This is a genomic window from Sinorhizobium sp. NFACC03, from assembly GCF_900103435.1.
In the GTDB taxonomy this organism is placed as follows: Bacteria; Pseudomonadota; Alphaproteobacteria; order Rhizobiales; family Rhizobiaceae; genus Ensifer.
Map to the genome: position 1 here is coordinate 121,259 of NZ_FMXF01000017.1, position 19,295 is coordinate 140,553.

At 63.4% G+C, this 19,295-nt stretch carries 20 protein-coding genes and 1 pseudogene; 10 read left to right on the top strand and 11 right to left on the bottom strand.

Features of this window, described 5'->3' with window-relative positions; genetic code table 11:
• The first annotated feature begins 131 nt into the window (after positions 1–131).
• Positions 132–2,558: a phenylalanine--tRNA ligase subunit beta gene (gene pheT, locus BLU35_RS20985; protein WP_093234344.1), complete on the top strand. Its 2,427-nt coding sequence runs from the start codon at positions 132–134 to the stop codon at positions 2,556–2,558.
• 64 nt (positions 2,559–2,622) lie between these two features.
• Here pheT and BLU35_RS20990 read toward each other — a convergent pair whose 3' ends face one another.
• The 3 genes from BLU35_RS20990 to BLU35_RS21000 form a co-directional block, all read right to left on the bottom strand.
• Complete coding sequence (locus tag BLU35_RS20990; RefSeq protein ID WP_093234345.1) at positions 2,623–3,021, bottom strand: VOC family protein; 399 nt, start codon at positions 3,019–3,021, stop codon at positions 2,623–2,625.
• Entirely contained in the window at positions 3,021–3,380 is a 360-nt protein-coding gene (locus tag BLU35_RS20995) for a nuclear transport factor 2 family protein (protein ID WP_057247873.1), read from the bottom strand. Before BLU35_RS20995 ends, BLU35_RS20990 begins: the two co-directional genes overlap by 1 nt.
• A gap of 207 nt (positions 3,381–3,587) precedes the next feature.
• On the bottom strand, positions 3,588–4,583 hold the full coding sequence (locus BLU35_RS21000) for an aldo/keto reductase (RefSeq protein ID WP_093234346.1): 996 nt from the start codon (positions 4,581–4,583) through the stop codon (positions 3,588–3,590).
• A gap of 246 nt (positions 4,584–4,829) precedes the next feature.
• Here BLU35_RS21000 and BLU35_RS21005 point away from each other — a divergent pair, with 246 nt between their 5' ends.
• Positions 4,830–5,720 carry a LysR family transcriptional regulator gene (locus tag BLU35_RS21005; protein WP_057247875.1) on the top strand — a complete coding sequence of 297 codons (891 nt, stop codon included), beginning with the start codon at positions 4,830–4,832 and terminating at the stop codon, positions 5,718–5,720.
• Positions 5,721–5,809: 89 nt separating this feature from the next.
• Positions 5,810–6,445: a hypothetical protein gene (locus BLU35_RS21010; protein WP_057247876.1), complete on the top strand. Its 636-nt coding sequence runs from the start codon at positions 5,810–5,812 to the stop codon at positions 6,443–6,445.
• Here the strand turns inward: BLU35_RS21010 and BLU35_RS21015 are convergent.
• Together BLU35_RS21015 and BLU35_RS21020 are read right to left on the bottom strand one after the other, a co-directional pair.
• A complete protein-coding gene (locus BLU35_RS21015) occupies positions 6,397–6,870 on the bottom strand; it encodes a GNAT family N-acetyltransferase (protein ID WP_093234374.1) in 474 nt (157 codons plus the stop codon). The genes BLU35_RS21010 and BLU35_RS21015 overlap by 49 nt on opposite strands.
• A gap of 19 nt (positions 6,871–6,889) precedes the next feature.
• A complete protein-coding gene (locus BLU35_RS21020) occupies positions 6,890–7,840 on the bottom strand; it encodes an aldo/keto reductase (RefSeq protein WP_058326223.1) in 951 nt (316 codons plus the stop codon).
• A 200-nt stretch (positions 7,841–8,040) separates the two neighbouring features.
• Here BLU35_RS21020 and BLU35_RS21025 point away from each other — a divergent pair, with 200 nt between their 5' ends.
• On the top strand, positions 8,041–9,027 hold the full coding sequence (locus tag BLU35_RS21025) for a Gfo/Idh/MocA family protein (RefSeq protein ID WP_093234347.1): 987 nt from the start codon (positions 8,041–8,043) through the stop codon (positions 9,025–9,027).
• 74 nt (positions 9,028–9,101) lie between these two features.
• On the opposite strand, the gene BLU35_RS21030 is transcribed toward BLU35_RS21025, so the two are convergent.
• On the bottom strand, positions 9,102–9,629 hold the full coding sequence (locus BLU35_RS21030) for a hypothetical protein (RefSeq protein ID WP_286161572.1): 528 nt from the start codon (positions 9,627–9,629) through the stop codon (positions 9,102–9,104).
• A gap of 17 nt (positions 9,630–9,646) precedes the next feature.
• Between BLU35_RS21030 and BLU35_RS21035 the strand changes: the two genes are divergently transcribed.
• Positions 9,647–10,426: a helix-turn-helix domain-containing protein gene (locus BLU35_RS21035; protein ID WP_093234348.1), complete on the top strand. Its 780-nt coding sequence runs from the start codon at positions 9,647–9,649 to the stop codon at positions 10,424–10,426.
• A 43-nt stretch (positions 10,427–10,469) separates the two neighbouring features.
• Here the strand turns inward: BLU35_RS21035 and BLU35_RS21040 are convergent, their stop codons facing one another.
• From BLU35_RS21040 to BLU35_RS21055, 4 genes are read right to left on the bottom strand one after another with little or no spacing between them, the layout of a single operon-like run.
• Positions 10,470–10,682, bottom strand: a complete 213-nt coding sequence (locus BLU35_RS21040) for a hypothetical protein (protein ID WP_057247881.1) — start codon at positions 10,680–10,682, stop codon at positions 10,470–10,472.
• A 14-nt stretch (positions 10,683–10,696) separates the two neighbouring features.
• A complete protein-coding gene (locus tag BLU35_RS21045) occupies positions 10,697–11,059 on the bottom strand; it encodes a DMT family transporter (protein ID WP_093234349.1) in 363 nt (120 codons plus the stop codon).
• Positions 11,060–11,068: 9 nt separating this feature from the next.
• Positions 11,069–11,773 (bottom strand): class I SAM-dependent methyltransferase, encoded by a 705-nt coding sequence (locus tag BLU35_RS21050; protein WP_057247883.1) that lies wholly within the window; start codon positions 11,771–11,773, stop codon positions 11,069–11,071.
• Positions 11,770–12,810 (bottom strand): glycosyltransferase family 2 protein, encoded by a 1,041-nt coding sequence (locus tag BLU35_RS21055; RefSeq protein WP_286161573.1) that lies wholly within the window; start codon positions 12,808–12,810, stop codon positions 11,770–11,772. Before BLU35_RS21055 ends, BLU35_RS21050 begins: the two co-directional genes overlap by 4 nt.
• Positions 12,811–12,959: 149 nt before the next feature.
• Here BLU35_RS21055 and BLU35_RS21060 point away from each other — a divergent pair, with 149 nt between their 5' ends.
• The 4 genes and pseudogenes from BLU35_RS21060 (at position 12,960) to BLU35_RS21075 (ending at position 17,801) form a co-directional block, all read left to right on the top strand.
• Positions 12,960–14,780, top strand: coding sequence for a hypothetical protein (locus BLU35_RS21060; RefSeq protein ID WP_286161574.1), 1,821 nt, complete (start codon positions 12,960–12,962; stop codon positions 14,778–14,780).
• Between the two features lie 77 nt (positions 14,781–14,857).
• Entirely contained in the window at positions 14,858–16,462 is a 1,605-nt protein-coding gene (gene xseA, locus BLU35_RS21065) for an exodeoxyribonuclease VII large subunit (protein ID WP_093234377.1), read from the top strand.
• Positions 16,463–16,575: 113 nt separating this feature from the next.
• On the top strand, positions 16,576–17,109 hold the full coding sequence (locus tag BLU35_RS21070) for a chloramphenicol phosphotransferase CPT family protein (protein ID WP_093234351.1): 534 nt from the start codon (positions 16,576–16,578) through the stop codon (positions 17,107–17,109).
• Between the two features lie 101 nt (positions 17,110–17,210).
• Positions 17,211–17,801: pseudogene (locus BLU35_RS21075) on the top strand (NAD(P)H-dependent oxidoreductase).
• 6 nt (positions 17,802–17,807) lie between these two features.
• Here BLU35_RS21075 and BLU35_RS21080 read toward each other — a convergent pair.
• Positions 17,808–18,290 (bottom strand): MarR family winged helix-turn-helix transcriptional regulator, encoded by a 483-nt coding sequence (locus BLU35_RS21080; RefSeq protein ID WP_058324561.1) that lies wholly within the window; start codon positions 18,288–18,290, stop codon positions 17,808–17,810.
• Positions 18,291–18,391: 101 nt separating this feature from the next.
• On the opposite strand from BLU35_RS21080, the gene BLU35_RS21085 reads away from it, so the two are divergent.
• A complete protein-coding gene (locus BLU35_RS21085; RefSeq protein ID WP_093234353.1) occupies positions 18,392–19,270 on the top strand; it encodes an EamA family transporter in 879 nt (292 codons plus the stop codon).
• Positions 19,271–19,295 lie beyond the last annotated feature (25 nt).

The window sequence follows — 19,295 nt, forward strand, 5'->3', positions numbered from 1 at the left end:
CGCGCAGCTGATCAGAGCGGATGCGCTCACATTCGTTTGCGCTTCCGCTCTTTCTTTTTGTTTTGCCGCATTTGTGCGCCGTCAGGTGAATGCCTCCTGACTGCAAAATGCTCTAGGACACAGGTGAAATCATGAAATTCACGCTTTCCTGGCTCAAGGACCACCTTGATACCGACGCTTCGCTGGAAGAGATCTGCGCGCGGCTGACGATGATCGGGCTCGAGGTCGAGGACGTCGACGACAAGGCCGCCTTCAAGCCCTTCGTCATCGCCAAGGTCGTCTCGGCCGAGCAGCATCCGAATGCCGACAAACTGCGCGTGTTGATGGTCGACACCGGCTCGGGCGCCCCGATCCAGGTCGTCTGCGGCGCGCCGAATGCGCGCACCGGCCTCGTCGGCGCCTTTGCCGCTCCCGGAACCTACGTGCCCGGCATCGACGTGACGCTCGCCGTCGGCACCATCCGCGGTGTCGAAAGCCGCGGCATGATGTGCTCGGAAAAGGAGCTGCAGATCTCCGAAGACCACAACGGCATCATCGACCTGCCGGCTGACGCGCCGGTCGGTACGAGCTACGCCGCCTATGCCGGTCTCGACGATCCGATGATCGAGATCAACCTGACGCCGAACCGCCCGGACTGCACCAGTGTCTACGGCATTGCCCGTGACCTCGCAGCCTCCGGCCTCGGCACGCTGAAAGCACGGCCTGCGCCCTCCTTCGCCGTCGAAGGCGAAACGCCGGTGAAGCTGACGCTCGACCTCGGCGAAGACAGGCACTTGTGCCCCGGCTTCTCGTTGCGGCTCGTGCGCGGCGTCAAGAACGGCCCGTCGCCGAAGTGGATGCAGCAGCGGCTGCTGGCGATCGGCCTTCGCCCGATCAACGCTTTGGTCGACATCACCAACTACATGACCTTCGACCAGGGCCGACCGATGCACGTCTTCGACGCCGCCAAGGTCAAGGGCAACCTGACGGTCCGCCGCGCCAGGGACGGCGAGACGGTGCTGGCGCTCGACCAGCGCGAATACAAGCTCGGCCCCAACAACGTCGTCATATCGGACGAAAAGGCGATCGAATCGATCGGCGGCGTCATGGGCGGCGAGCATTCCGGCTGCGACGAGAACACCACCGACGTGCTGATCGAATCGGCGCTCTGGGATCCGATGAACATCGCCAAGACCGGCCGCACGCTCGGCATCATCACCGATGCGCGTTACCGTTTCGAGCGTGGTGTCGACCCGGAATACATGGTGCCCGGCCTTGAGCGCACCACCGAGCTCGTGCTCGAGCTCTGCGGTGGCAAGGCCGCCAAGGCGGAAGTGGTCGGCTATGCCGGCTATCAGCCGAAGATCGTCGATTTCCCGGTTTCCGAGGTGAAGCGCTTGACCGGCCTCGAGGTTTCCTCGGAAGAAAGCGTCTCGATCCTGAAAAAGCTCGGGTTCGGTGTCGAAGGTTCGGGTGAGCGCTTCCAGGTTTCGGTTCCATCCTGGCGCTCGGATGTCGACGGCAAGGCCGATCTCGTCGAAGAGGTCATGCGCATCCACGGCGTCGACAACATCGTTGCGGCCCCGCTGCCGAGCCATGGCACTGTCAACGGCAAGATCCTGACGACGCTGCAGATCCGCACGCGCCTTGCCAAGCGTACGCTTGCAAGCCGCGGCATGCTGGAAGCGGTCACCTGGTCGTTCATCTCCGAGGATCAGGCAAAGCTCTTCGGCGGCGGCGCGCCGGCGCTCAAGCTCGCCAATCCGATCGCCTCGGACATGTCGGACATGCGCCCGTCGCTGCTGCCGGGCCTGCTGACGGCCGCCCAGCGCAATGCCGACAAGGGTTTTGGCGACGTTGCGATCTTCGAGGTCTCGGGCACCTATGAAGGCGATACGCCGGACGCGCAGCGCCGCGTTGCCGGCGGCATCCGCCGCGGCACGGCCGCGCTGAACGGCGCCGGCCGTCTCTGGTCGAACGCGGCCAAGGGCGGTGGCAAGCCGGTCGACGTTTTCGACGCCAAGGCTGATGCGATTGCCGTGCTTGAAGCCTGCGGCGTGGCGATGGGCAACGTCCAGTTCGAGCCGGGCGGTCCCGCCTGGTACCATCCCGGCCGCTCCGGCACGATCAAGCTCGGCCCGAAGATCGTTCTCGGCACCTTCGGCGAGTTCCATCCGAAGACGCTGGAAGCGCTCGACGTCTCTGGCGCGCTTTGCGGCTTCGAGATCTATGTCGACGCCATGCCCGAACCGAAGAAGAAGGCGACCCGCACCAAGCCGGCGCTCGATCTCTCGCCGTTCCAGGCGGTCAAGCGCGACTTCGCCTTCGTCGTCGACAAGGCGGTCGAGGCCGGCGCCATCCTGCGCGCCGCTTCCGGCGCCGACCGCAAGCTGGTCACCGGCGTCAGCGTCTTCGACGTCTTCGAGGGCGCTTCGCTTGACGAAGGCAAGAAGTCGATCGCCATCGAGGTCACCATCCAGCCGGTCGAGCGCACGCTGACCGACGAGGATTTTGAAGCGCTCACCGCCAAGATCGTCGCCAATGTGACGAAGTCGACGGGCGGCGTTCTGCGGGCGTAACCGGCTCAAGCACGTATCAATCGAAAGGGCCGCTGCGATCCAGCGGCCCTTTTCGTTTTGCGGTTCAATCCACGCGCTGCATCAGTTCGATGCGGTTTCCGAAGGGATCGTGGACATAACATCTGCGGTAGCCGGCAAGCGGCTCGTCCTGGGCGATCGTCACACCGGCCGCTTCGAGCCGCAGCGTCAGGCGGTCGAGATTGTCGACGAGAAAGGCCGGGTGAACCTTGCGTGCCGGCCTGAAGTCTTGGTCGATGCCGAGATGCAGGCGGATGCTGCCCTGTTCGAACCAGCAGCCGCCACGCGCGAGAAGATTGGCCGGCTTGCTCACCTCCGAGAGGCCGAGGAGACCGCTGTAGAAGCCGCGTGCCGCCGGTTCGGCACCCGCCGGCATGGCAAGCTGGATATGGTCGATGCCGATGAGCCTGCCCGTCGGCTCGGGTTTCTCTGGGGGTGCCGTCATCACGCGTGCTGATGGAAGACCTTGTTGACGATCACCCAGCGCCCGTCGATCTTCACCAGCGACAGATGATCGGAATAGCGTTCGCCGGCGAAACTGTCGACCACCCTCACGGTTGCAGTGTCACCGGTGATATCGATCTTCTGCACGTCCATCTCCGGCTGGGTTCCAGGGGGGGCTGCACCCGTCTCGATGATCGTCTTGATGAAGCCGTCGCGCGTCGTCCATTCGAGCGCGCCCTTGTAGTTGCCGATAATCGCCGCATCGGGGTGAAACGCCTTGCGCAGCGCGCCCTCGTTGGCAAAGGCCATGCCGTCGACATAGAGGTGCACCACCGCGCTAATCGCCTGCTCGTCGGACATTCCCGCTCCTCCGGATTTGTTGCCGTTGGTTGAGAGGTAGTGCGTCCGGCGTGAATTTCGATGGGAAATCTCCCCGCCATCTGCGGAAGACGGGGAGAAATGGAGCATTTCCAGGAAAAGTGCGAAGCGGTTTTCCGTCAGGAAATTCGGTGAAAACACAGAGATAGAGCGTTTCCAAGACTCCGTTTCTCCTGGAAACGCTCAAGGTCAACGGTTGGTGAGCGCCAGCGAGGCGTCCGTGTAGCGATTGCCGGCGACAAGTGCCGGCGACAGCGCTTCGGCGAGGCGGCTGGATTCCTCAGCACTGAGCGGGATGCCTGCCGCGGCCGCATTCTGCTCCAGATGGTCGAGCTTGCGGGCGCCCGGGATAGGCACGATGAAATCACTCTGGTTGATGACCCAGGCGAGCGCGAGTTGAGCCGCGGTCACGCCTTTTTCCTCAGCCAGCGCTTGAAGCGTTTCGACCAGCCGGACGTTGGCGTCGAAATTCTCCGCCTGGAAACGCGGCAGCGAGCGCCGGAAATCGTCGGCTTCCAGATCATCGGCCTTGCGCAGCGCGCCGGTCAGCATGCCGCGCCCGAGCGGGCTGTAGGGCACGAAGCCGATGCCGAGTTCGCGGCAGGTGGCGAGCACGTCCGCTTCCGGGTCACGCGACCACAGAGAATACTCGCTTTGGACAGCGGCGATCGGATGAACCTTGTGGGCCCGACGGATGGTGGCGGCACTCGCTTCGGAAAGGCCGAGGGCCCGCACCTTGCCCTCGCGCACCAATTCGGCCATGGCGCCGACGGTATCCTCGATCGGAACCTCCGGGTCGACACGATGCTGGTAATAGAGATCGATGACATCGGTTCCGAGCCGCTTGAGCGAGGCTTCGGCCACCGCCTTCGCGTGCTCCGGCCGTCCGTCGACGCCCTTGATCGCCTGGGCCGCCGGCACCCCGGCTTCGATGCGGAAGCCGAATTTGGTGGCGATCGTCACCTTGTCGCGCATGGAACCGAGCGCCTTGCCGAGCAGTTTCTCGTTTTCGAAAGGACCATAGACTTCGGCCGTGTCGAAGAAGGTGATGCCGAGGTCGATGGCGCGGTGAAGGGTGCGTATCGATTCCGCCTCATTGGCTGCGCCATAGGCGAAACTCATGCCCATGCAGCCGAGGCCGATGGTGGAGACGGTAAGGTCGTTCCCGAGTTTGCGGGTCTTCATGTCGTTTCCTTTGTCTGGCTGTCACGCGTCGGAACGAACGCGCTGGGAGGGCGCGTCTATCGTCCGAGGCATGAATTGGTGGCTGGACACCGCCGATGCGCCTGAATGGCGGGCGACGGTTCCTCGTTGCCATCGCAGACGAGCTCCTCGCTTCGTCCAGACGTTGGCGACGATTGAAGAATAGGGCCATACGCGGCGGCTGAAAATCACTGTTAATTCTCACGGGCTGTTCTATTATTTCGATCAATGAACAGAACGCAGCTTTCTCAACTCGCGGTATTGGCCGCCGTTGCCGCCCATGGCAGTTTTCGCGGGGCCGCCCGAGAACTCGGCGTGGCGCCGTCGGCCGTCAGCCACGCCGTCGGCAGCCTCGAGGCGAGCCTCGGCATTCGCCTGCTGGCGCGCACCACACGCAGCGTCGCGCCGACCGAGGTGGGGCGCCGGCTGCTGGAAAGGCTGGCGCCGGCGCTGGAAGAGATCGCCCATGCGCTGGAAGCGGCCGCCGACGCCCGCGAGCGTCCCGCCGGCAATCTGCGCATCACGGCGCCGCGGTTTGCAGCAGATCTGATCCTCGCGCCAAGGCTCGGCGCGTTCCTGGACCTCTATCCGGAGATCGTCCTGGAGATCGCCAATGAGGATGGCTTCACCGATATTGTCGAAGAAGGCTTCGACGCTGGCATCAGGCTCGGCGAAAGCCTGGAAGCCGATATGATCGCTGTCAAAGTTGGGCCTGAGCTGGAAAGCGCCGTCGTCGCTTCGCCCGACTACTTCGAGCGCCACGGCCGGCCGCAGCACCCACGCGACCTGGCGGAGCATCGTTGTATCCGCCGACGCTTCTCCAACGGCACGCTTTATCGCTGGGAGTTCGAGAAGGGCGGCGAGGAGCTGACGGTATCGGTCGAGGGCCCGCTGATCCTCGGCGAGGACCGGCCGATCATCAAGGCGGCGATGGGCGGCGCCGGCCTTGCCTATCTCTTCCTGTCGCGGGTGGAAACGGCGATCGCCGAAGGACGGCTGGAGCGTGTCATGGAAGACTGGTGCGCACCCTATGCCGGCCCCTATCTTTATTATCCAAGCCGCAGGCAGATGCGGCCGGCACTGCGCGCCTTCATCGATTTCTTCCGGCACAGCAGATAGCCGCGGTGTGGAAACGGGTGGCGCCGTTGGGCCGGATTTGGAATGTCATTGGTCTCGCACTCCGTTTGTTCGGATGAGAAAGGAAAACGATGAAGAAGCCCGGTTCGATGAAGGGACTTGAAGATCTCGGCCGGGTTCGGTTGTCCAGGAATTTCTTCTTCCGCGACTTTCTGCATTCGGAGATCGCCGATTTCTATCGCATCCCGAACATTCCTGACGATCCGGATCTCGCGATCGAGGCCGGGCGCCGCCTCTGCGAGGAGCTGCTGGAGCCGCTAGAGGCGACCTTCGGTCGCCTCGTCATTCGCTCAGGCTACCGCAACCGCGCCGTCAACGGCTTCGGCAATGCCAATGGTCTCAACTGCTCGACCAATGCCGCTTCGGCCGCCGACCATATCTGGGACATGCGCGATGCCGACGGATGCATCGGCGCCAGCGCCTGCATCGTCATCCCCTGGGTCTGGGATCGCCGCGGCGATATCGGCGGCTGGCAGTCGATCGCCTGGTGGATCCACGACCATCTGCCCTATGCCTCGCTTTGCTTTTTCCCGAAGTTATGGGCCTTCAACATCCAGTGGCACGAGCGGCCGGCGCGTCGGATATCGAGTTTTATCCAACCGCGCGGGCTGCTGACGAAGGCCGGCATGGCAAATCAGGCCGGTAGCCATGCGGAGGCCTATGCCGGATTTCCGGATTTGAGGAACGTGCCGAAATTGACCTTGTAGCGCACGTGCTCGTCGGTCCCGGAGTAGCGGTCGTAGAGCCGCCGCACCATGGCATTGTCGGCCTCGGTGTACCAGTAGAGCCGGTCCCAGCCTTTCTCCTGACAATGCGCGATGAGATCGTCGATCATTGCCCGTGCCACGCCCTGGCCGCGTGCGGCGGGATCGACATAGAGATCCTCGATGTAGCAGATCGGTTGCCGGAAGAAGGTGGCGAGCTGCTCCTGGCAGATGGCAAAGCCCACCGTCTTTTCGTCGAGGATCGCCAAGCGCGCGAAAAGCGGCGTCGAGGGATCGGTCAGCCTCTTCCAGGTGAGGTCGATGATGTCCCCGGCGAGATCGGTGCCGGAAAAGGCGACATAGCCGGCCCAGAGGCGGCGCCAGTCCGCCTCGTCGCCGGCTGTCGCAGCGCGTGTCGTCAATGCCATCGGGTTGGTTTTGCTCCCGTCATTCGCCCACATCGTTGAGCTTTCGGATCGCTTCATCCGACAGCTCCAGTGCGGCAGAACGAATGAGGCTCTCCAATTGCGCGAGGCTGGTGGCGCTGGCGATCGGCGCCGTGACGCCCTTGCGCGTCCGGATCCAGGCGAGCGCGATTTCCGCCTGGGTCGCTCCGGTGTCGGCGGCGATGTCGTCGAGCACGCCGAGGATGCGCATGCCGCGCCCGTCAAGATATTTCTCGACGCCGCTGCCGCGTGCCGAGCCTTCGAGGTCCTTGTGCGTCCGGTACTTTCCCGAGAGAAAGCCGCGCGCCAGCCCGAAATAGCTGATGACGCCGATCTCCTCGGCAATGCAGAGATCGCGCAGCGGCCCTTCGAACGCGTCGCGGTCGTAGAGATTGTATTCCGGCTGCAACACCTGATAGCGCGGCAGGCCCTGGTTTGCGGATACGTCGAGCGCCTCGCGCAGTTGCAGCGAGTTCAGGTTGGAGGCGCCGATGGCCCGGACCTTGCCCTCGGTCAGCAACTGGTCGTAGGCCGTCAGCGTCTCCTCGTAGGGCGTTTCCGGATCGGGCCAATGGGAGAGATAGAGATCGATATGGTCGGTCTGCAGCCGCTGCAGCGAATCCTCGACCGCCTGCAGGATCCAGCGGCGCGAAAGCCCCTTGCGGTCGGGCCCGAGTTCGGAGCCGACCTTGGTGACGATGACGGCCTTGTCGCGCGACCGGCCGGACTGTTTCAGCCATTTGCCGATGATCGTTTCGGATTCGCCGCCCTGATTGCCCGGCGCCCAGGAGGAGTAGACATCAGCCGTATCGATGGCGTTGAACCCGGCATCGAAAAAGGCGTCGAGCAGCGCAAAGGAGGTCTTTTCGTCGGCGGTCCAGCCGAAGACATTGCCGCCGAAGACAAGGGGCGCAATTGTCAGGTCGGTACGGCCAAGTCTCAGTTTTTCCATGGTTTCGCTCCATTGGACTGGATGAAAGCATATCGCGATCGGGAGGATTGCGAAGGGAAAGATAGGGCAGAAAAGCTGACATTGTCACCCGTCTGCCGGCTTTTTTCTGCGAAACGGGAATCTCGGCCGGAACGGTATCAATCGCTTGATAGGTACGTACCTCGGCGCTAGTCTCGGCCGCAAAATCAGGGAGCTCCACCATGTTACGTTTCGGAATTCTGTCCACGGCCCGGATCGGCCGCGACCTCGTCGTGCCGGCCATTCAGGACGCGGAAAACTGTGTCGTTTCGGCTGTAGCCAGCCGCGACTTCGCAAAAGCCCGGGCGATGGCCGATCGCTTCTCCGCGCCGCATGCCTTCGGTTCCTACGAGGAGATGCTGGCGTCCGACGTCATCGATGCGGTCTATATTCCGCTCCCGACGGCACAGCACGTGGAATGGTCGGTCAAGGCCGCCAACGCCGGCAAGCATGTGCTTTGCGAAAAGCCGATTGCGCTGCGCGCCTCCGAGATCGACGCGCTGATCGCGGCGCGGGACCGCAACGGCGTCGTGATCGCCGAAGCCTTCATGGTCACCTACAGCCCCGTCTGGCGCAAGGTGCGCTCGCTGCTGGCCGATGGCGCGATCGGCCGGCTGCGCCACGTCCAGGGCGCCTTCACCTATTTCAACCGCGACCCCAACAATATGCGCAATATTCCGGCGCTCGGCGGCGGTGGCCTGCCGGATATCGGTGTGTACCCGACGATCACCACCCGCTTCGTCACGGCCAAGGAGCCGCTGCGGGTACAGGCAAGCACCGATCGCGATCCGGAATTCGGCACGGACATCTATTCTAGCGTGCGGGCAGACTTCGGCGATTTCGAGCTGAGCTTCTATATTTCCACCCAGCTCGCCGCCCGCCAGGTCATGGTCTTCCATGGCGACAAGGGCTTCATCGAGGTGAAGTCGCCCTTCAACGCCGATCGTTACGGCCGTGAGGAGGTGGAATTGACGAACCAGAACCACGCCCAGTCCCAGCTCTTCCGCTTCCAGGATGCCCGCCAGTACAAGCTTCAGGCGGAAGCCTTCTCGCGCGCCGCCAAGGGTGAGGACGAGGAAGTGGTGACGCTCGAGAATTCGCGTCTCAATCAGAAATTCATCGACGCGATCTATCGCGCGAGCGCCAAGGATGGCTGGGAGACCATCTGAGGCCATCGAAGAATACGAGAAGGTCCGCCGGCATGACCGGCGGACCGCTTTCCTGATCTCTTGAGGCGATTTCGTCAGGCGATTGCGGCGCGCTCGCGCGCCAGTCCCCGCAGCTTGAAGAATAGGAAGTCGGAGACGCCGATCATACCGATAATGACGAGGGCGATGCCCGCGGCGGAAAGATTGGCATAGGCCGTGAGCAGCAGCGCCAGGCTGGCCACCTGCCAGAGCACGTCACCGGCAATGCTGATGCGCGCCGAGGCCGCCACCGGGCCGCCATTGCGCGCCGCCGAGAGGTGGAATATCCCCCAGATCAACAGACCGGCACCCAACGCCTTCAACATGACAGGCGTGATGAAGGGCGTTGCGGCGGCATTGACCAGTGCAGCCAGCGGCACTGCTGCGAGGATCAGCACGGCACCGGAGGCGAGTGAGAAGGCGCCGTCGGCGAGGAAGGTCTTGTTGAGCAGGCTGCGGTTCGAGAGGTCATCTTCGGCTCCATCCGTTTGTCGATGGCCGGATGTTGCGCCGATGACGTCATCAAACCAATTACCTCTGACGTAATGGATTTTACTCGGCCCGCGCGCCAGTCTGCCGGACAAATGGAGAATCACGACACATGCAGTTTGGCGAACATCTGAAGGAATGGCGCGGACACCGCCGCATGAGCCAGCTCGACCTAGCGGTTGCCGCCGGCATTTCGGCGCGTCACCTCTCGTTCCTCGAAACCGGCCGCTCGAAACCGTCGGAAGGCATGATCCTGCGGTTGGCCTCGGTACTGGAAGTCCCGGCCCGCGACCAGGGGACACTGTTTTCGGCAGCCGGCTATCGACCGCGCATGGCGACGCGGTCGGCCGCAGGCCTGGACGCCATGCCGCCGGCCGTCGCCAATGCCATCAGGCTCATCCTGGCGCGCCACGATCCCTATCCCGGCCTGGTGCTCGACCACGAATATACGTTGCTGGTGGTCAACCCGGCGCTGGCGAGCCTGGCCGTCGCCGCCGACATTCCGTTCCAGCCGGGAGAAAATTTCCTCGACACCTTCCTCGGCAACGACAATGTGCGCAAGCTGGTCGTCAATTGGGAGCCGGCGGCCGCCGATCTCGTCCAGCGCGTGCGCACGGAGGCCTGGCTGCAAGGACCGCGCAGCCGCCTCGGCAAACGCCTGGAGAAGGTCGCCTCCAATCCTGCGGTGGTGCGCGCGGTCGAGAACCATCCGGATACTGACCGCTTTCCCGTTCTTCCAATCGAACTCGATGTCGGCGGCCTGCGGCTGAGCTTCATCACCACGCTGCAGACCTTCGGCTCGACCCAGGATGCGCTGGTGGAGGGTGTGCTGATCGAATCCTTCTTCCCTGCGGACGAGGAGACCAAGGCGTTTTTCGAGCGAAAAGGATAAGTGCTAAAGCGTCCTTTGTGCGTTCGTCTGAACGCGCGGCGCTCTAGCGGCTGTCGCGCTGCAGGCCGACTGCGATGGCGCCGCATAGCATCAACGCGACGCCCATATTATAGGCGCCGATCGCTGCCGCCGCTTCGACCCAGCTGCCGCTGGCACCCGCCAAAGCCAGCAACACCGCACCGACCAGCAGGCAGACACGCGCAGAGCGCAGACCGCATGTGATGATGCCGAGGAGGAAGGAGGCGGTGACGATCATGGTCCCGGGTATCCTTACGAGTTGATGATGATCATGCCGCCGATGATCAGCGCGGCACCGAGGGCGTAGCGCAGCGTTACCGCCTCGCCGAGAAAGACGGCGGCAAGCAGCGGCACAATGCAGAAGGTGAGCGCCATGAACGAATAGGCGATCGTCAGCGGCACGGACTTGATCGTGAAGATCCAGATGATCGTGCCGATGCCGTAGACGGCCAAGGCGGTGAGCAATGTCGGGTTAAGGGCCAGCGCCAGCAGCCCTTGCGCGTTGGCATCCCCGGTCTTGGCGCTTGTCAGCTTGAAGAGGATCTGACCGGCCGAAATCAGCACCGGCGTGAAGAACAGTCCGAAACAGACGGCGGGCTGAAGATTGAGGTTCATCGCCACGTCTCACACCGCCAGAGCTTTGTCTTCGCGATAGTAGATGTCGCGGCCGATATCGATGCACTCGTGCTCGGCTGGCACCGGATGCACCGCGCGAAGGAAGGAGTGGGTATAGGGGAAGAAATTGAAGTGCGGATTGAAGGTGTAGCGATACTCGCGCTCGCGTGGCACGACAATGATCAGGCGCCGGCGGGCAATCCGTCGAAGTTCGGAGATCGCTTTGCGATAGTCGAGGATATGTTCGATGACATGGGTGCAGACGACGGTGTCGAACTCGCCATCCGCAAATGGCAGGTCCTCGATCATCGCCGCGTGATATTCCACGCCCTCGATCCGGGCCGCGTCGTCGATGGCGAAGTCGACGCCTGTCAGGCGCTTGACCTCGGGATTGGCAGCGCGGATCCGTTTCAACAGAACGCCGGTTCCGCAGCCGACGTCGCAGACGCTGTCGCCGGCGATGCTTGCGGCGATCTTGCGTACGCAGGCTTCGGAATTGTCCGTTCCCTCGTGAACCCTCGGATGGCGCCGATAGAGGTCTTCGTATTCGCGTGCCGACAGGAACGGCGCCCGTGCGCGAAACTCCGCGAGATGCGCGATGTGCTTGCCCCAGGCGAGGCTCGCCATGCCCTTGAACAGGCGCGAATCCCTGAGGATCGGCGGTATGACGTCTTCGATGATGAAGCGTATGCGGTTGGTTGTTTCCCGGTTCATCCGTGACGTTCCCGAACGATCCGTGCCTGCGTTCCGATCGCCAAATCCTCGGTCTGGGACAAACCGAGGCCGCCCTTCGCGCTGTCGAGGGGAGCGGCCCGTGCGGCGGTTGCGATATAGTGAAGGCGAAGCTGCTCGGTCCGGGCCCGTGAGACGGAATCGAGGATCAGGCCCGCCGTGAACATGATGATCGACACCATCAGCATGGCCAGCGCGAAGACCCAGGTCGGCATGCGCGGCACGAGCCCGGTGGCGAAATATTCGAGCAACACCGGCATCATGAAACCGACGCTCGTCGAGAGGAAAGCCATGCCAATGAGTCCGAAGAACGTGAAAGGCCGCGTTTCTTTCATGAGCATTGCGAAGGTCCAGAGGATCTTGGCGCCGTCCTTGTATGTCGATAGCTTGGAATGGGAACCGTCGGGTCGCCGGCCATAGTCCAGTTCAAGCTCTGCGACAGGCAGTTTCAGCCGCGAGGCATGGACGGACATCTCCGTCTCGATTTCGAAGCCGTTGGAAATGGCAGGGAAGCTCTTGGCGAACCGCCGCGAGAAGACCCGGTAGCCGGAGAAGATGTCGTTGAAATCCGTACCGAACATCGATCGGTAGAGAAGGTTGAAGAGCCTGTTGCCGAGCGCATGACCCTGTCTGCCCGCGTCGTTGTGGACGCCGCGCCGCGTCCCGACGACCATGTCGGCGCGCTCTGTGATCAAGGTGCGGATCAGATCTTCCGCATCCGTCGGGCAATAGGTGCTGTCGCCGTCGGCCATGACATAGATGTCGGCATCGATATCGGCGAGCATCCGGCGCACCACGTGCCCCTTGCCCTGCCGGCGCTCGCGCACGACGGTCGCACCGGCAAGCATGGCCTTCAGGGCCGTGCCGTCCGTCGAATTGTTGTCGTAGACATAGATGTGCGCTGACGGCAGCGCCGCCTGGAAGCCCTGAACCACTTGCCCGATAGTCGACGCTTCGTTGTAGCAAGGCAGCAGAACGGCGATGTTGAAACGGTCGAACATCCGGGTGGCTCGGCTCATGTTGGATCGGCGCCATCATAGGCATCAGGGTGTTAACAAGACGCCAAGGGCCACGTCCGTGCGCGCAGGCTCCCCCAATTGTCGCGGGCTTTACGCTTTTTTGAGCGCTCGTCGTTAGGTTGCGATGTGATCGAGACGGGCGAGGATCCATGGCGAACGGGACGGCGACGCTTTCCGAGGCGATTTCGAAGAACGCGCCGAGGCCGTTCTGGTCGAGCCTGCGTTCGATGGTGTTCGTCTACGGCGCTCCCACCATCCTCGTCCTTGTCGCCCGGTACCTGATGGCGTCCGACTATGTTGGCCGCGACAATGATGATGTCATGCGTCTGGTTCAGGTACGCGATCTCCTCGGTGGCCAGAGCTGGTTCGACCTGACGCAAGCCCGCCTCGGCCTGGAAGGCGGCACGCTGATGCACTGGTCACGCCTCATCGACCTGCCGATCGCCGCACTCATTTCCGTCTTCAGGCCGTTCGTCGGGACGGTGCAGGCTGAAACATTGGCCTTGGGGTTCTGGCCGATTTCGCTTGCGATCCCGTTGCTGGCGGCCATGGGCCTGGCCGGCCGTCGTGCCGGTGGCGTGGCGGCGATGCATTTCTGCCTGGGACTCACCACGATCTTCATCGTCACCACCAATCGCTTCCTTGGCGGCTCGATCGATCACCACAACGTGCAGTTGGTACTCGTCGCAGCCATGGCAGCAACGCTGGTCGATCGAGAGTTTCGCGCGTCGAGCTACGCCATTGCAGGATTGGCGGCGGCGCTGGCGATTGCCATTGGTGCGGAAACGACGCCGTTTGTGGCTGTGGTCTGCGCGGTCGTTGCCTGCCAGTGGGTTTGGGTCGGCCGACAGGCTTCGCAGGCTACCGTTGCCTTTGGCCTTTCGCTCGCTGCAAGCCTGAGCCTCTTCTTCTTCGTGACGGTACCGCCGCGCCTCTACCTGGCCGCAACCTGCGACAACCTCTCGATCGCCTTCTACTCGCTGGCGCTGACCGGAGGCGGCCTGCTGGCGCTTGCCGCCGCCACGCTAAGCCGTCGGTCGACTGTCGTGCGGTGTTTTGCCCTTGGCGCTTGCGGCCTGGGGGTCATTGTCGTGGCACTGTGGGTGGCGCCGCAATGCCTGGGCAATCCCTTGGCAGCGCTTGACCCGTTGCTCCGCGAGCTGTGGCTCGACAACGTCACCGAAGCGCGCTCTTTCGCAGCCGTTGCAACGGGGGAACCCGCGAGCATCGGCGCCTACTACTTCACCGGTGCCTTTGCCGCGCTTCTCTGTGCCTGGCGCATCTGGCGTCGCGACAGGGTCGATCTCAACCTCATCCTCTTCGCGCTTGTGTCTTCGAGCCTGATGATTGCGCTCATCCAGGTACGCGGAATGGCCTTTTCCAATCTCCTGGCGATCGTACCGATCGCGTTGCTGCTCTCGAATCTGCGTGCCCGCTCAAACGGCGGAACGGCAGGCGTGGGCGCGTCTCTGCTCTATGTCGGCACGCTTCTCATTTCGGTTCCAGCGGTTTGGGCCATTGCCGGGGTTCTTGTCGACAGGGGAATCGGAGGAGTTGTGGCGGGTGAAACCGCAACCTCGAACGGTAAGGCGTGCCTGACAACGTCATCGCTGACCGATCTGGAAGGCTTGCCGCCGTCGTTCATTGTCGGGCCATCGGATATCGGTGCAACCCTGCTTCGCCGCACCCAGCACCGCGTGCTGAGCGCACCCTACCATCGCAATGCCGCCGGCATGCTCATGGAGCTGAAGATCGGTCTGGCACCGGCCGAGGACGCGGCGGCCATGTTGCGCCAGCTCGGACATCCGGTCCTGGCCTTCTGCGCTGCGGACGTGCAGGCGCGAATGATCGCCGCGCGGGCGCCACAAGGCTTCTATGCTGAGCTTGCCGCCGGGCGCGTGCCGGCGTTCCTTTCGCCCCTTCCGGTTTCCGAGGGTTCGCCCATTCGCCTCTATGCGCTGAAACCGTAAGCGGCGTCGGCCGCTTGGGGCGTTGGAAAGCGCAACGGATGTGCTGGCCTTCGGCGAAGGGTGCGGTAAAAGAAGCCATGGCTTCTTTCTTCGACAGCGATTCTCCGAGCAACCTCACCGAATATTCGGTGTCCGAGCTTTCGGGCTCGATCAAGCGAACGGTCGAGCAGGCCTTCGATCAGGTGCGCGTACGCGGCGAGATCTCGGGCTATCGCGGCCCGCACTCGTCGGGCCATGCCTATTTCGCGCTCAAGGACGACCGGGCGCGCATCGATGCGGTGATCTGGAAGGGTACTTTCTCGCGCCTGCGCTTCCGCCCGGAAGAGGGCATGGAAGTGATCGCGACCGGCAAGGTCACGACTTTCCCCGGTTCGTCGAAATACCAGATCGTCATCGAAACGATGGAGCCGGCCGGTGCCGGCGCGTTGATGGCGCTCCTCGAAGAACGCAAGCGCAAGCTGGCTGCGGAAGGGCTGTTTGATGCCGGCCGCAAGCGGTCACTGCCCTGTATGCCCAAGGTGATCGGCGTGGTCACTTCGCCGACGGGCGCTGTCATTCGCGATATCCTGCACCGCATTGCCGACCGTTTCCCCGTGCATGTCGTCGTCTGGCCGGTGCGCGTCCAGGGCGACGGCTCTGGCGACGAGGTGGCGGCGGCGATCCGCGGCTTCAACGACATCGCGCCCGGTGGGCCGATCGCCCGGCCAGACGTGCTGATCGTTGCCCGCGGCGGTGGCAGCCTTGAGGACCTCTGGGGCTTCAACGACGAGGCGGTGGTCCGGGCTGTGGCGGCCTCCGAGATCCCGCTGATTTCCGCCGTCGGTCACGAGACCGACTGGACGCTGATCGATCACGCCGCCGACCAGCGGGCGCCGACGCCGACGGGTGCGGCGGAAATGGCGGTACCGGTCAAGGCCGATCTCGAAGCCGGGGTCTCCGGCCTTTCGGCGCGTCTCAAGGCGGCGGTCGGGCGGCAGATGGACAATCGCCGCCAGGCGGTGCGTTCACTGGCACGCGCCCTGCCGTCTCTCGATCAGCTTCTGGCGCTCCCGCGCCGCCGCTTCGACGAGGCCGCCCTCGGCCTCGGTCGTGGCCTGCAGATGAACACCGCCAACAAGCGCCGCCAGTTCGAGCGCGTCTCGCCTGAGCTGCGTGCCGATCTTCTCAAAGGCAAATTCTCGGAGCGCCGCCAGCGTCTGGTCGATGCCATGAACAAGGCCGAGCGCATCGTCGAGCGGCAGGTGCATCGCGGCGAGGCGCGGGTCCAGGCGGCGGATGCTGCGCTGCGCGCGCTGCCCTCACGCCTCATCGGCCAGATCCATCGCGCCTCCGATCGCGTCGGAGGCCTTGCCGCCCGGTCCGACGTTGCCGTGCGCGCCGACGTGCGCCGCCTTCGCAGCGTCATCGTCGCCCAGGATCGCATCCTGCAGTCGCTCTCCTATCGCAACGTCCTGCAGCGCGGTTTCGCGCTGGTTCGCGATGCCGATGGCGGTCCTGTGCGCCAAGCGGCGGCCGTCTCCGCCGGCATGGCACTCAGCCTGGAATTCGCCGATGGCCGCGTTTCGGCGATTGCGGGCGAGGGGGAGAGCGAACCGGTTTCTCCGCCGTCGGCGCCGCGCAAGAAGCAGCAGAAGCCCACGGAGCCGGCGGCAGACCCGCCAAAGCAGGGTAGCCTGTTCTAGAGCGTCCTTTGTGCGTTCAGATGAACGCACAAAGGACGCTCTAGCGCGTTTCATCCTGCTGTCACGGAGGTGGCATAACGCCAGCGTTCGCTCCCTCGGAGATTGAGTCGGATATGGTCGAACGAGCCAAGATCATCTTCATCCATGGTGCCTCCAGCAGCGGCAAATCCACGCTGGCGCGCGCGGTCCAGGCGCAGATCGGCGAACCGTTCTGGCACGTCTCGATCGACCATCTGCGCGACTCGGGCATGCTGCCGATGGAAAGATTTCGGCGCGGAGATTTTCGCTGGAGGGACCATCGTGCCCGTTTCTTCGAAGGGTTCCATCGCTCGGTGGTTGCCTATGCTTCGGCCGGCAACAGTCTCCTGCTGGAGCATATTCTCGAGGAGCCCGGCTGGGCGGCTGATTTGGCGGTGATGTTCGAACCCTTCGATGTCTACTTTGTCGCGCTTCACTGTGAGCTCGCGGAACTCGTGCGACGAGAAACGCTTCGGTCCGATCGGCCAATTGGCAGCGCCGCAGACGACTTTCACCGCATTCATGAGGGGCAGCGCTACGACCTTCAGCTTCATTCGCGAGACGCGGCCGAAGACAACGCGGCTAAGCTCATCTCCGCCTTTGCGCCGGTCGCCATCCGTCTTCGATGAACTCGCTCTCAAGGCTCGATCGAAAAAGGCCGTTCCGCCTCGTTAGCCGGGCAAAAGCTTGCCTTCGTTTTCGGCCCCAGCCTACGAATGAGGAACAACAGATGCATATTCTGCTCGTGCTTGCTCACCCGCTCGAAGACAGTTTTGCCGCGAGCATGGCGCGTGAAGCGCGTGCTGCTTTGGAGGCGAGCGGCCATTCCGTCGACCTGCTCGATCTCTATCGCGAGGATTTCGATCCGCGCCTGAGCGTGGCGGAGCGCGGCAGCTATTTCAGCGACGCCTATGATCGATCGGCAGCCGCCGACTGGATAAAGCGGCTGCAGGCAGCCGATGGAATGGTCCTCGTCTTTCCGCAGTGGTGGTTCAATTTCCCGGCGATCCTCAAGGGGTTCTTCGACCGGGTCTTCGCACCGGGCGTCGCCTTCGACAATGACCCAGCCGGTGGCCGCATCATCCCGCGCCTTCACAACATCAAAGTCTTCTGGGCGCTGACCACGACCGGCTCGCCCTAGTGGGTGGTGCACCTCTATATGGGCAATCCGGTGAAGCGGTTGTTGAAGCGTAGCATCGCCGCCTTCTGTGCCAAGGGGCTGAATTTCCGCATGCTCAGCCTGCACGACATGGACAGGGCGACTGACGCCAAGCGCAAGGCGCATCTGGCGCGTGTGCGCCGGCTCGTCGCCCGTATCTAGCCGCGGCTACTCGAAGGCAGCAAGATATTTGCGTAGCAACCCGTCGAGCGCCGCGCGCTCCTCCGGCGAGAGCTCGGAAACAACGCGATGCTGGTTCGCCACATGGGCGGTTGCCGCCTCATCGACACGGCGCAACCCTTCTTCCGTCAGTGCGATGATGACGCTGCGCCTGTCCTCGGGATTGGCGATCCTCTCGACCAGTCCCGCCTTCTCCAGCTGGTCGATGCGGTTGGTCATCGTGCCGGAACTGACCATGGTCGTATCCAGAAGTTCGCCGGGCGAGAGCCGGTAGGGTGCGCCGGAGCGGCGCAGCGTTGCCAGCACGTCGAAGCTCGACGCGCTGAGGCCGCGTTCGGAAAAGCTTTTCTCGATCTCCCGGGCGACATGGGTCGAAAGCCGCGAGAGGCGACCGAGTAGGCCCATGGCCGACACGTCGAGATCCGGCCGTTCGCGATGCCATTGGGCCAGTATCCTGTCGACGCGATCCATTCGAAGCCTCCATCGTTTCGCCAGCTATAGGGTATCTTGACGTAGAGATAAACTATGGTAGTCTCGATTTATCTTGATGTAGAGATTCTTGAGATAAAGATATGAGCAAAAACCGTAACGTCGATCTCGCCTTGACCGCACTCGCGCCGGCCATCTGGGGCAGCACTTACCTCGTAACGACCGAGTTTCTGCCATCGGGCTATCCGTTTACGGTCGCCATGCTGCGGGCGCTGCCAGCCGGGCTTCTCTTGTTGCTCATCGTCCGGCGTCTCCCTGAAGGCATCTGGTGGCCGCGTACTTTTATCCTGGGCGCTCTCAACTTCTCCTTCTTCTGGGCGCTGCTGTTCGTCTCTGCTTACAGGCTACCGGGCGGCGTCGCCGCAACTGTAGGCGCCGTCCAGCCGCTGATCGTCATCCTGCTGTCGCGCGTCTTTCTCGGCTCGCCGATCCGCGTACTCAGCGTTGTTGCCGGTCTAGCGGGCATCGCCGGCGTTGCCCTTCTGGTGCTGACACCCGGCGCCACGCTTGATCCGCTCGGCGTTCTTGCTGGCCTCGCCGGTGCCGTCTCCATGGCCTTTGGCACGGTGCTGAGCCGTCATTGGGCGCCACCGGTGCCGCCGCTCACCTTCACCGCCTGGCAATTGGCGGCGGGTGGTCTGCTGCTCGTGCCGGTGGCGCTGTTCTTCGAGCCGTCGCTACCGCCGCTGACCACGGCCAACGTCCTCGGGCTTGCCTATCTCGGCCTGATCGGCGCCGCCTTCACCTATCTGCTCTGGTTCCGCGGCCTGTCGCGCCTCGAACCGTCAGCCGTATCGCCGCTCGGCTTCCTGAGCCCGGTCGTTGCCATCCTGCTCGGCTGGGGCGTGCTTGGCGAGCATCTGACGTCGGTCCAGGCCCTCGGTATCCTCGTCGTCTTCGCCAGTGTCTGGCTCAGCCAGCGCGCACAAATGATGCCGAAGGTACGACCGGCCCGCGCCTGAGCGTGGTCTTGCAACCATAGGGCAA